Raw genomic sequence first — 12,096 nt, 5'->3', positions numbered from 1 at the left:
CTTGCTGGACAACGACTCCATCGATTTCGTGCGCGGGCTGCACTCGGTGGGCATGCCGCTGACCGACAACAAGCAGCCCGACGTGCCCTGGCCCTGCAACGCCCAGCACAAGTACATCGTGCACTTCCCCGAAACCCGCGAGATCTGGTCCTATGGCTCAGGCTATGGCGGCAACGCCCTGCTGGGCAAGAAGTGCCACGCCCTGCGCATCGCCAGCCACCAGGCCCGCAGCGAAGGCTGGCTGGCCGAGCACATGCTGATCCTCGGCGTCGAGAACCCGCAGGGTCAGACCCACTACATCGCCGCCGCCTTCCCCAGCGCCTGCGGCAAGACCAACCTCGCCATGCTGATCCCGCCGGAGGGCTACCGCGCCGCCGGCTGGAAGATCTGGACCATCGGCGACGACATCTGCTGGATGCGTCCCGGCGAAGACGGCCGCCTGTACGCGATCAATCCGGAGGCCGGCTTCTTCGGCGTCGCCCCCGGCACCTCGAAGAAGTCCAACCCCAACGCGCTGGCCACCATCCAGTCCAACACCATCTTCACCAACGTCGGCGTGACAGCCGACAACCAGCCGTGGTGGGAAGGCATCGACAACGGCCAGACGCCCGTCACCGACTGGCAGGGACAGCCGTACGATCCTGCGGTGCGCCCGGCCGCGCATCCCAATTCGCGCTTCACCGTGAGCGCGAAGCAGTGCCCCTCGTATTCGCCGAAGACCGAGGACCCGCGCGGGGTGCCGATTTCCGCGATTGTCTTTGGCGGCCGCCGCGCCTCGCTGGTGCCGCTGGTGTTCGAAGCGCGCGACTGGACCCACGGGGTGCTGGTCGGCGCGGCGATGGGCTCGGAAACCACGGCCGCCGCCACCGGCGCGGTCGGCGTGCTGCGTCGCGACCCGATGGCGATGAAGCCGTTCTGCGGCTACAACTTCGCCGACTACTTTGCCCATTGGCTGAGCTTCGACAAGCAGGGCGCGAAGCTGCCCAAGGTCTTTCACGTCAACTGGTTCCGCAAGGGTGAGGACGGCAAGTTCCTGTGGCCGGGCTTCGGCGACAACCTGCGCGTGCTGGAGTGGATGCTGGCGCGCGTGGAAGGCAAGGCCGGCGCGGTGGAGACGCCCATCGGCCTGCTGCCGGTCGAATCCGAGATGGACCTGGCCGGCCTTGCCCTGTCGGACGAGGCGAGAGGCAAGCTGCTGGGCTTCGACCGGGAAGGCTGGCGGGCCGAATTCGCCGGCATCGGCGAGTACCTGGCCAGCTACGGCGAGCGCCTGCCCGGGCCGCTGGCGGCCGAGCAGGCCCGCATTTCGCGCGATCTGTCGGCGTGAAACGTGCCGGCGGTCACGCTGCATCGAACCTGAATACGCAAAGAAAATTGTGAATACGCCCTGAGGGGCTTGTTAAAGAATCGTTGTCTGGTCTATAGTCGGCAGGTCAGGCCGTCTCAGGTCGGGCGTACTGGTACACCTTTCCTAGTCTCTCCATCCCTAAGGGGGTTACAAAAAATGGCTTCCAACTATTTCGCCAAAGGCCTGAAGCGCAGTGCTCTGACCGTTGCATTGGGTCTGTGCTTCATCGGCGGCGTGCAGGCTCAGACCAACACGGCGGGCGCGATCGTCGGCCGCGCGGCGGCTGGCGACACCATCACGGTCACCAACCCGGCAACGGGCTTCACCCGTACGCTCACTGCCGATGCCAACGGCAGCTATCGCTTCTCGCAGCTGTCGACCGGTCAGTATCAGGTGTCGCGCAACGGCGAAGCGCCGCGTACCGTCACCGTGAACGTGGGCGGTGCGGCCACCGTTGACTTCACTGGGGCCGGCGCCACCGAACTGGGGGCGGTGACCGTCCTCGGAACCGGCGCGATCAACCCGATCGACACCTCGTCCGTCGAATCGACCACCATCCTGACCGCGCAGCAGATTGCCCGGATTCCGGTGCCGCGCAACGCGACTTCGGTTGCGCTTCTGGCTCCCGGCACCGTGCGCGGTGACGCGGCGTTCGGCAACCTGGCTTCGTTCGGTGGTTCGTCGGTCGCCGAGAACCAGTACTACCTGAACGGTTTCAACATCACCAACACCTTCCAGAACCTGAACTTCGTGCAGGTTCCGTTCGAAGGCATCGCCGAGCAGCAGGTCAAGACCGGCGGCTACGGCGCTGAATTCGGTCGTTCGACCGGTGGTGTCCTGAACCAGATCACCAAGCGCGGTACCAACGAGTTCCACGCTGGCGGCAACTTCTTCTACACCCCGGGTTCCCTCGAGGGAACGCGGCACAGCTACTACTACCCCGACGGCAGCCTCCGCACCGATCGCTCCGCGAACGAGACGACCGAATGGACCGCCGCCCTGTGGGCCAGCGGCGCGCTGGTGCAGGACAAGCTGTTCGCCTATGCGCTGATCCAGTACGGCCGCACCAAGTCCGATGCCTATCCGGGCTACCTGGTCGGCGGCAACAACACCCATGTCGGCACCAACCGTCCGAACTGGCTGCTGAAGCTGGACTGGAACATCAACGACAGCAACATCCTCGAGTTCACCGGGCTGTCGGACAAGCGCGACACCACGACCGACTACTACGACACGAACTTCGACGCCAACGGCCATCCGTCGCGCTCCAACACCTACATGGGCACCGACCACTACAGCGGCGGCGGCGACATTTACGTGCTGAAGTACACCGGCTACCTGACCGACACCTTCACCCTGACCGCGCTGGCCGGCACCGGCAAGTTCAATCGCCACAACTACAGCGTGTCGTCCGGCGGCATCGTCTCCGAGTACACCGGCAACGTCGGCGGCGCGGTGGCGGGCTGCCCCCTGGTCATCGATGCGCGCAGCCTGGCGGATCAGGCTGCCACCGGCGGTTCCCGCACTGGCTGTGCTCTCGCTTCGACCGTGGGTCGCGTCGACGCCGGCGATCGCCGCAACCAGTACCGCATCGACGCCGAATGGCAGCTGGGCGACCACCTGCTGCGCGGCGGTATCGACATCGACGACTTCCGTTCGGTGGCGGGCGAGTCCTACGCGGGCGGCCAGTACTGGCGCTACATCAGCAACACCAGGGTGCGCCTGCGCCGGTTCATGTCCGGTTCCGAGGTGGAAGTCAAGCAGCGCGCCTACTACATCGAAGACAGCTGGAGCATCACCGACAACTTCCTGGCCTACATCGGCCTGCGTTGGGATACCTTCAAGAACTACAACGGCAACGGCCAGGCCTACGTCGAGATCAAGAACCAGCTCGCGCCGCGCCTGGGCTTCTCGTGGGATGTGTTCGGCGATGCCTCGTTCAAGGTCTTCGGCAACGCCGGCCGCTACGCGCTGCCGCTGACGGCAACGGTCGCCGTGCGCGGCGCCTCGGTGTCGCTGTTCGAAGAGGAGTACTTCACCTACACCGGCGTCGCCAATGACGGCACCGATGCCCCGACCGGCCTGACGCCGATCCCGGGTACGCACCGCTTCCTGAACAACGAGTTCGGTGTGGCCAAGGACCCGCGGACGATCGCCTCGACCACGCTCAAGCCGATGTACCAGGACGAGTTCATCCTGGGCTTCCAGGCCCAGCTCAACGAGCACGTCTCCCTCGGCATGCGCGCCATCTACCGCAACCTGAAGGCCGCGATCGACGATACCTGCGACTACCGGCCGATCCTGCAGTGGGCGGTGGATCATGGGTTCAGCATCGCAGACGGCGCGTTCCAGACGCCGGCAGACAGGTCCGCGCCGAACGAAGTCGCGGTCTACAACCCCGGCTTCCCGTTCTGCCGCCTGTACAACCCGGGCGAGGACAACACCTACCAGATGGACGTCAACGGCGACGGCGTGCTGGAAACGATCCACTTCGGGGCCAACGACACCTGGCAGGCCGGCAACGTGATGGGCATGCCCGTCGGCGCATCGATCCAGGGTCCGCGCGGCAAGCGTACCTATTCCGCGATGGAACTGTTCTTCCAGGGCAACTGGGACAGGTTCTTCCTGCAGGGGTCGTACACCTATGCGCAGAGCAAGGGCAACACCGAAGGCGGCGTGAAGTCGGATATCGGCCAGGACGACACCGGCACCACCCAGGACTTCGACTACCCCGAGCTGATGATCGGCGCCTACGGCTATCTGCCGAACGACCGCCGTCACACCCTGAAGCTGTTCGGCAACTACGAGTTCACGGATGAGTGGTCCGCCGGCTTCAACCTGCTGGTGCAGTCGGGCCGTCCGGTCAACTGCTTCGGCTTCTACGGCAGCAGGTGGGAATCCGGTTACGGCAACTCCTACTTCTCCTGCGACCTGGGGATGCCGGTGGAGCCGTACGGTAACACGCCTAACGCTGCCGACAACGGCCACACCGTCATTCCGCGCGGTACCGTCGGGCGGACGCCGTGGACCCGGACGCTGGACCTGAACGTGGCCTACAAGCCGAACTGGGCGAAGGGCCTGCAGTTCAAGCTGGACGTCTTCAACGTCTTCAACACGCAGACCACCACCACGGTGTCGGAGACGGGCGAAGACACCGTTGGTCGCCCGACCCAGGGCCCGAACTGCGGTGGCACCGGCCAGGCCCAGTGCACCTACAAGATGGCGACCGGGTACACGGCGCCGCGCCAGGTGCGCTTCATGATCCAGTACGACTTCTGATAGCAACGCAACACCATGCTGCAGTTCAGCGGCCGCCTCCGGGCGGCCGCTTTCTTTTCAGCGACGGGCATCTATGGGATCATGCGGCATGCCGCCCAACTTCATGGAACTCTGGCGGACCGCCCAGCGGCAGTTCGCCGACAGCAGCTGGCCTGCTGCAAAGCAAACGCTGGCGGCGATGTTGGCGATCAAACCGGACGAGCCGGTTGTCCTGCTGCACCTGTCCTACGTGGAGTCCTACCTCGGCAACTACCGCGCTGCGCGCCAGTGCGCGCTGCGCGTGCATGAACTGCGCCCGACCCGCGAAGACGTGGTCATGGAATTGCTCTCGCGCCTGCGTACCTTCAACGAAACCGGCGCAATCATGGAGATCATCGAAGGATTCCCGGACCTGGGCAGGATCGGCATCCGGATGCTGCTGACGATCGCGGCGCAGATGAGCTATCTGAACCTCCAGGAAAGAGCGCTTCCCTATCTGGACGAGGCCTTCAAGGGCGACCCCGACTATCCGCCCACCTTGCTGGCGCGCGCGCAGGTCCTGATCTACTCGGGACGGTTCCCGGAAGCGATCGCCGATCTGGAACGCTGCCGCAAGCGTGCGCCGGAACTGCCTTCGGTCTATTGGCATCTGTCGCGGGTGAAAAAGTCGACCGCCGAACACAACCATGTCGAAACGCTCCGCCGGCTTCTGCGTTTGCGCGGGAACGAGCCCGAACACGATGCCTTGTGCGGGTACGCGCTTCACTATGAGTTGAACGACATCGGGGATTACGAGGCGGCCTGGGACGCGCTCGAACTGGCGTGCAGGTCAAAGCGCGCCATGGTGAACTACAGTACCGGTGCAACAAAGGCGCTGGTGGATGCGCTGGTCTCGATGCCGAAGCTGGAACCTGCTGCCGGGAACGCGCCAGCATCGGCTGGAACGGCGCGCATCCCCATCTTCATCGTCGGCATGCATCGGTCGGGGACAACCCTGCTGGAACAACTGCTTGATGGGCATGATCGGGTCAAGGGCGTCGGCGAGTTGTACGACTTCACCAGCCAGATGCGCTACGCCACCGATCACCATTGCCGCGGCGTGATCGACGCCACGATCGTCGAGCGCTCGGCAACGGTGGATTTCCACGAAGTCGGCAGGGGCTATCTCGAAAGGATGGAGTGGCGGCTCGGGGAAGAGCCGTATTTCACGGACAAGCTGCCCTCGAACTTCCTCAACATCGATTTCATCTGCCGGTCGCTGCCCCAGGCCAGAATCCTGCACATGGTCCGCGATCCGGTCGAAACCTGCTTCTCCAATCTGCGTGAACTGTTTTCGGACGCCAACCCGTACTCCTACGATCAGCTGGAACTAGCCGAGTACCACAACCAGTATCGGCGTCTGATGGGCCATTGGCACGAACGCTGGCCCGGTCGGGTGCTGGACGTGGATTACGCGGAGCTGACCCGGGATCCGGAGGCGGTTTTGCGTCGGGTCTGCGCGTTCTGTGAACTGGACTTCCAGCCCCGGATGCTGGATCTGTCGGCGCGGCATCGCGGCGTGGCAACCGCAAGCGCGGTGCAGGTGCGGCAGGGAATCGTTGCGCGCAAGACCCCGAAATGGGCGCCTTATGCGCGCCACCTGCAGCCGTTGATCGATGCTCTGGGCCAATGCGGGGCGTTCGTTCCGGGCGAGCCCGAACCGGGTGCGGAGTCTGGCGGGAATGTCGATGGAAGGTGAGGGATAGATGGATCCGATGAAGCAATGGCAGGAAGCCGAGCGACTCGCCGGTAGCGAAGGCCTGGAGCAGACGCGCGCGGCCTACGAGGCGTTGCTGGAGGACCGGACGCTTGCGCCGTATGCGCACCTGCGGCTGAGCATGGCCGATCAGCGGGCGGGCAACGTGCGCGGGGCCACCGGCCACGCTCTTCAGGCGTTCGCGAAGGCCTACTCCGATGCCGGCCTGCTGGAGATGCTGTGCAAACTGCTGCTCCGGCTCGGCGAGGTGCGGGCTGCGCTGGCGTGTGCCAATGCCTTGGCGCAGGCAAATCCGACCGCCGGAGCATTGGCCGAGACGGGGAAGATGTTTTCGGATCGCATGCTGCCCGATGCGGCGCTGCCCCTGGTCCAGCGCGCCATGCTCAAGGGCATGGCCGACGCGCCGGCGATGCAGTACCTGCTCGGGTTGAATCTGATGTATGCGGGCAAACTCGATGAGGCGCTGGAAGCCTTGGAGCGCAGCGTTGTCGAAGATCCGAAACTTGCGTCCGCGCACTGGGCGCTGGCGAAACTGGGGGATGCTGCCACCCGCGACAAGCGGATCGATCGACTTCGCGATCTGCTCAAGACCGTCGATGAAGGGCACCAGGACGCGCCATTGCTCTGGTACGCGCTGTTCCACGAGCTGGACCGCGACGAGCAGCGCGTTTCCGCCTGGGGGGCGCTGGAAAAAGCGATGCGTCTGCGCAGGCGTCAGGTGCCACACGACGATGCGCAGATGGACGACCTCTATGCCGCGGCCACGGCCAGCATCGATTCTTACGTGCGCGTGGAGCCGCAATCGGAATCGAGCGATGCGGCTGCCCCGGTCTTCGTCGTCGGCATGCCGCGTACGGGCACGACCGTGATCGAACAGCATCTGTGCGCGCATGCGGACGCTGCCAGCGCAGGCGAACTGCGCGACCTGGCCGTGCAGATGCGATGGGTCACGCAGCAACCGGGCCCGTATCGCTTTGACGGAACTTTGCTGCGGGTCATGCAGGCTGGCGATGCCGGTCTGCTGGGACGGCGCTATCTGGAGCATACACAGTGGTGTGCGCAGGGGCGCGGATTCTATGTCGACAAGTGGCCGGAGAACCATCTTGCGATCGGCCACATCCTGCGTGCGCTTCCGCAGGCGAGGGTGCTCGTCGTTCGGCGTGGCGCTGCCGATACCTGTTTTTCCAACCTGAAAGAGTGGTTTGCAGCGTCCTACTATTACAGCTATGACATGCTGGAAGTGGCGCGCCAGTATGCGCGTTTCGACCGGCTCATGAAGGTGGTCGAATCGGCGAATTCGCCACGGGTTGCCTTCGTTGATTACGAAGCGTTCGTGCAGTCGCCGGCGCAGGTCGTCGGGGATCTGCGGAATACGCTCGGCCTTCCCGCGCGAGCCGATGCCGGCAAGGTCGGTGGGCAAGGCAGCGTCGCGACGGCGAGTTCCGTTCAGATACGCGACGGCGTCAGCGCACGCCACGTCGATTCGTGGAAGAGATACGCCACGTACCTGGCACCAATGCTGAATGCTCTGGAGCAGTCGGGGCACTGCTGATCCAATCGACGGTGCCTTGGACTCTCCGCAAGAGGCCAAGGCGACTGGATTGCGCACGAGGTAGACGCGCTAACGCCGGAGCATGGGCCGAAACGGCCATGGATCCATGAAAACCTGAAACTCCGGGGCGGTCGTGCGAAACGACCGATGCAGTCAGTCAAAGATCCTGCTGATACCGCACGTAAGGCACCGCGCCGTCGTCCGAGGAGTCGCCTGGCGAGAACGGGTTCTTGCCGTGCGTGACGACGTTGTCGGCGCCGACGGTGAGCTGGCCGTTCCAGGGGGTGCGCCAGGTCAGGCCGAGGCCGACGCCTTTCCAGACCGAACTGGTGCCGGGAACGTTGACGACGCGACCGACGATATTGGCGCTGAAGTCGCCGTAGCCGCCGCTGATGCGGAGGCTGCGGCTGTTCCACTGGTCGGCCAGCTGCGGGACCGCGGAGGCCGGAACCAGCCGCGCGCGGGCGACGGTGCCGCCGACGCTGACGAAGCCTTCGCGGCTGATGGCGCGCTCGGCGAACAGGGAAAAATCGTTCTGGCTGTAGCGGGCGCCGCCGATCTGGCTGGGGGCGATCCACGCGGGCAGCACGTCGCGGCCGCTGCCGAAGTTGACGCCGACGCGGTTGGCGCCTCGCGCCAGGCTCACGCCTGCGGTTGTCCGCCGGCTGAGCGCAGCGCCAGGACGATCCGGTTCGAGCGCGGCTAGCACGCAATTGCTGGCCAGCTGGCCCATGGCGGGAACCAGACCGCTCTGGCGGTCGCACAGCAAGGCCAGCGAATCGCCGCTTTGCAGGCCGTAGGTGGCCTCAAGGGTGGTGTCGCCGAAGCGCCAACGTGCGCCGGTGCCGAAACTGGAGGTTGCCGGTTCGAGATAGAGCACGGCTTCCAGCTTGCCGCTGTCCTTGTTCAGGATCGGGACGGCGCGAGCCCCTGCGTGTCCAGCCGGCGCATTTTGCGCGTGCGCACCGGCGCTGGCGAAGGCCAGCGCAAGTGTTGCAGCGGCAAGTGGCAGAAGACGCAGGGTCATGCTGGTGTGATCGACCCGAAAGCGGTCGAAAAGTTCCAGTTCGGCTTGCCCGCAGCATAGTGGATTCATGATTATTTAACAAGTTCGGCTTGCGGCCCCGGTGGCGGGGGTTGTCCTCCGTTCAGCCCCTCGGGGCCTGCATTCGGATGGGGCACGGAGACGCCTACTGCACCCCCGGCGCTCCCGGCAGCGCGCTGGCGTGGCGGGCGAACAGTTCGGCGATGGCGCCGGCATCGAAGCGGTAGGTCCGGCCGCAGAATTCGCAGCCGATCGTGGCCGTGCCGGTACCGGCGGCCACCGCGGCGTCGGCTTCCGCGCGGCCCAGCGCCAGCAACACGTCGGCGACCCGCTCGCGCGAGCAGGAACAGCCGAAGCGCAGGGATGCCTCGCCGAGCAGGTCCGGAGCTTCCTCGTGAAACAGGCGGCGGACGACCTCGCGTGGCGGCAGCGCCAGCAGTTCGTCCTCGCGCAGGGTGGCCAGCAGGATGCTGGCGCGCCGGAAGCCGTCGGCATCGTCCTCGCCGCCGGGCAGTTTCTGCAGCAGCAGTCCGGCGGCCGCGGCGTTGTCGCAGGCCAGATGCAGGCGCGTGGGCAGCTGTTCGGACTGGGAGAAATAGGTTTCCAGCACCTGGTCGAGGCGGGCCGCCTGGGGTGTCACCAGGCCCTGATAGCGGGACGGGTCGCGGCCGCCGGGGCTGGGGTTCTCGACGGTGATCGCCAGCAGCGCATCTTCGCCGAGGGCGGTGAGATTGGATGTCGGCGCCGTGGCGCCGTCGCGGAGCCGGACGATCCCGCGCAGGGTGCCGGCGACGGTGGCTTCGGCGAAGAGGGTCGCGATCGGACCGCCGCGCAGCTGGATCGAAAGCCGGCCTTCGACCTTGACGTGCCCCGAAAGCAGCGCAGCCGCCGCGCAGGCTTCGCCCAGCAGTCGGGCGCTGGCCGGATCCGGCGCGCCGTGGCTGGCCAGCTCGCGCCAGCTGGCGCCGAGGCGAACGATCGCGCCGCGCACGCCGGCGGTGGGCAGGAGGAAGCGCAGCAGGACGTCGTTGTTCTGGTCCAAGGCGAAGGGGTCCCGGTGTGCGGCCCGTCGCCGCCGTGCATGAAGATACCGGGGAAACGGGATTGGGGCGCGCTGAAAACGTCGACGCGGCGCGGACGGATGATGCCCGGCAGAGGATAATCCGGGACTGGTCGGGCGAAGGGCGGGCGGCAGGGCATGGCGGAAGGCAGGTGGAGGCGGCGGCTGCGCGGGTTCTGGTGGAAGCTGCCGCTGTTGTTCGTGGCGCTGAGCGTGGCGCAGGTGCTGTGCCTGCGTTTCATCGACCCACCGCTGTCGGCGTTCATGGTCGAGCGCTGGCTGGGCGAGGCCTTGTCGGGGAACCCCGGCTTCCGCATTGCCAACGATTGGCGCGATTTGAAGGCGATCTCGCCCAACCTGCCGGTGGCGCTGGTGGCGGCCGAAGACCAGAACTTCGCGAGCCATCACGGCTTTGATCTGGATGCGATCAAGCGGGCGCAGGCGCACAACCAGAAGATGGTCGAGCGGGCGCAGCGGCGCGGTACCGAGGTCAAGCGCCTGCGCGGCGCCAGCACTATCAGCCAACAGACCGCCAAGAACCTGTTCCTGTGGCAGGGTGCCGGGCCGACGCGCTGGCTGCGCAAGGGGCTGGAAGTCTGGTACACGGCGCTGATCGAGGCGCTTTGGCCGAAATGGCGCATCCTCGAGGTCTATGCCAACGTCGCCGAATTCGGCGACGGCGTGTATGGCGCGCAGGCGGCGTCGCGGCGGTTCTTCGGCAAGGATGCATCAAGGCTGACGCCCGCCGAGGCAGCGCGGCTGGCGGCGGTGCTGCCCAGCCCGCGGCGCTACAGTGCGGCCGCGCCGGGGCCTTACGTCGCGCGGCGGGCGGCCTCGATCCAGCGCCAGATGCGGCTGATCGGCGGTGTGGGGTATCTGCGTTCGCTGGATTAGCGGTTGAGCCCATGGGGCGCTCCCACGGGGCATACTTCCGCGCATGCCCGACATCGCGCCCGAAGACCGTTGCCTGACCCTGGTAATCGCCGCCTTCAACGAGGCGGAGGCGTTGCCGCGGCTGCTTCCGCGCATTTGCTCGGCGCTCGATGCGGCACAAGGGGAAGGCCTGGCCGCACGTGCGCTGTTCGTCGACGACGGCAGCACGGATGCGACCTGGACGCTGCTGCAGGCGTTTGCGCGCGACGAGTCCCGGGCGTCGTTGCTGCGGCTGTCGCGAAATTTCGGCAAGGAAGCGGCGCTGACCGCGGGGCTGGACCGGGTCGAACGCGGCGCCGCGGTCGTCCACGACGCCGATGGGCAGGATCCGCCGGAGTTGTTGCCGCTATTCGTGGCGAAGTGGCGCGAGGGTTTCGACGACGTGTACGGAATGCGCGTCGCGCGTGCCGGCGATGGCGTGTTCAAGCGCGCCAGCGCGCATGGCTTCTACCGGGTGATCGGCTTGCTGTCGCGCACGCCGATTCCGCGCGATGCCGGCGACTACCGCCTGCTCTCGCCGCGGGCGCTTGCGGCGCTGCGCGGCCTGCGCGAACGCCACCGCTTCATGAAGGGCCTGTTCGGCTGGATTGGCTACAACCGCGTCGCCATCCCCTACGAACGCGGTCCGCGCTCGGGTGGGCGCAGCAAGTTCGGCATCTGGCGGCTCTGGAACTTCGCGCTGGAAGGGATCACCGGGTTTTCCACCGCGCCGCTGCGGCTTTCGACCTATCTCGGTTTCGCCACCGCCGCGCTGGCTTTCGGCTACGGGCTGGTCGTGGTCGGCAAGGCGTTGCTGTGGGGCGATGCGGTGGCCGGCTGGCCGACGATGATGGCGGTGATCCTGTTCCTCGGCGGGGTGCAGCTGATGGCGCTGGGAACCATCGGCGAGTACCTGGGTCGGATGTACGAGGAATCCAAGCAGCGGCCGCTGTATCTGGTGGATGCCTGGCAGCCGGCAAACGCGCTATCCTCGGATCGTTCCCCGGGTTCGCCCCCCGGCCCGGGCGATGGCAAGGAGGTTTGCGATGCGCACGGTACGACAGTTGCTTGAAGGCAAGCCCGCGGATGTTTTCTCGATCGCCCCGGATGCCGCGGTGATCGACGCGATCCGGTTGATGGCCGAGCGCCGGGTCGGCGCGCTGCT

General features: G+C 66.2%; 8 protein-coding genes and 1 pseudogene. 7 read left to right on the top strand and 2 right to left on the bottom strand.

Annotation, left to right across the window (positions count from 1 at the left end):
• From Q0X16_RS01005 to Q0X16_RS00990, 4 genes are all read left to right on the top strand, one after another.
• Positions 1–1,327 (top strand): phosphoenolpyruvate carboxykinase (GTP) (locus Q0X16_RS01005; RefSeq protein WP_297829707.1); only part of this gene is annotated, 1,327 nt, incomplete at its 5' end.
• Between the two features lie 177 nt (positions 1,328–1,504).
• Complete coding sequence (locus Q0X16_RS01000; RefSeq protein WP_297829705.1) at positions 1,505–4,627, top strand: TonB-dependent receptor; 3,123 nt, start codon at positions 1,505–1,507, stop codon at positions 4,625–4,627.
• An 88-nt stretch (positions 4,628–4,715) separates the two neighbouring features.
• On the top strand, positions 4,716–6,344 hold the full coding sequence (locus tag Q0X16_RS00995) for a sulfotransferase (RefSeq protein ID WP_297829703.1): 1,629 nt from the start codon (positions 4,716–4,718) through the stop codon (positions 6,342–6,344).
• A gap of 7 nt (positions 6,345–6,351) precedes the next feature.
• Complete coding sequence (locus tag Q0X16_RS00990) at positions 6,352–7,914, top strand: tetratricopeptide repeat-containing sulfotransferase family protein (RefSeq protein WP_297829701.1); 1,563 nt, start codon at positions 6,352–6,354, stop codon at positions 7,912–7,914.
• A gap of 157 nt (positions 7,915–8,071) precedes the next feature.
• Here Q0X16_RS00990 and Q0X16_RS00985 read toward each other — a convergent pair whose 3' ends face one another.
• Together Q0X16_RS00985 and Q0X16_RS00980 are read right to left on the bottom strand one after the other, a co-directional pair.
• Positions 8,072–8,941 carry a hypothetical protein gene (locus tag Q0X16_RS00985; RefSeq protein ID WP_297829709.1) on the bottom strand — a complete coding sequence of 290 codons (870 nt, stop codon included), beginning with the start codon at positions 8,939–8,941 and terminating at the stop codon, positions 8,072–8,074.
• A 163-nt stretch (positions 8,942–9,104) separates the two neighbouring features.
• On the bottom strand, positions 9,105–10,001 hold the full coding sequence (locus tag Q0X16_RS00980) for an Hsp33 family molecular chaperone HslO (protein WP_297829699.1): 897 nt from the start codon (positions 9,999–10,001) through the stop codon (positions 9,105–9,107).
• A 156-nt stretch (positions 10,002–10,157) separates the two neighbouring features.
• Between Q0X16_RS00980 and mtgA the strand changes: the two genes are divergently transcribed.
• The 3 genes and pseudogenes from mtgA to Q0X16_RS00965 form a co-directional block, all read left to right on the top strand.
• Positions 10,158–10,913, top strand: coding sequence for a monofunctional biosynthetic peptidoglycan transglycosylase (mtgA, locus tag Q0X16_RS00975; protein ID WP_297829697.1), 756 nt, complete (start codon positions 10,158–10,160; stop codon positions 10,911–10,913).
• Positions 10,914–10,956: 43 nt separating this feature from the next.
• The gene (locus Q0X16_RS00970; protein ID WP_297829694.1) at positions 10,957–12,003 is read left to right on the top strand and encodes a glycosyltransferase family 2 protein; all 1,047 of its coding nucleotides are present in this window, start codon (positions 10,957–10,959) and stop codon (positions 12,001–12,003) included.
• Positions 11,978–12,096 (top strand): annotated as a pseudogene (locus tag Q0X16_RS00965) (histidine kinase); the annotation flags it as partial. The gene Q0X16_RS00970 and the pseudogene Q0X16_RS00965, both read left to right, overlap by 26 nt.

Source organism: Thermomonas sp. (assembly GCF_025993755.1).
Lineage (GTDB): Bacteria > Pseudomonadota > Gammaproteobacteria > Xanthomonadales > Xanthomonadaceae > Thermomonas.
This window is presented reverse-complemented; position numbering and strand designations above follow the sequence as displayed.

What these genes read in the sequence shown, in the direction of transcription:
- Q0X16_RS00970 (WP_297829694.1), top strand. Translation starts at nt 10,957, where the DNA reads ATGCCCGACATCGCGCCCGAAGACCGTTGCCTGACCCTGGTAATCGCC.
- Q0X16_RS00990 (WP_297829701.1), top strand. Translation starts at nt 6,352, where the DNA reads ATGGATCCGATGAAGCAATGGCAGGAAGCCGAGCGACTCGCCGGTAGC.
- Q0X16_RS00985 (WP_297829709.1), bottom strand. Translation starts at nt 8,941, where the DNA reads ATGACCCTGCGTCTTCTGCCACTTGCCGCTGCAACACTTGCGCTGGCC.
- mtgA (WP_297829697.1), top strand. Translation starts at nt 10,158, where the DNA reads ATGGCGGAAGGCAGGTGGAGGCGGCGGCTGCGCGGGTTCTGGTGGAAG.
- Q0X16_RS00995 (WP_297829703.1), top strand. Translation starts at nt 4,716, where the DNA reads ATGCCGCCCAACTTCATGGAACTCTGGCGGACCGCCCAGCGGCAGTTC.
- Q0X16_RS01000 (WP_297829705.1), top strand. Translation starts at nt 1,505, where the DNA reads ATGGCTTCCAACTATTTCGCCAAAGGCCTGAAGCGCAGTGCTCTGACC.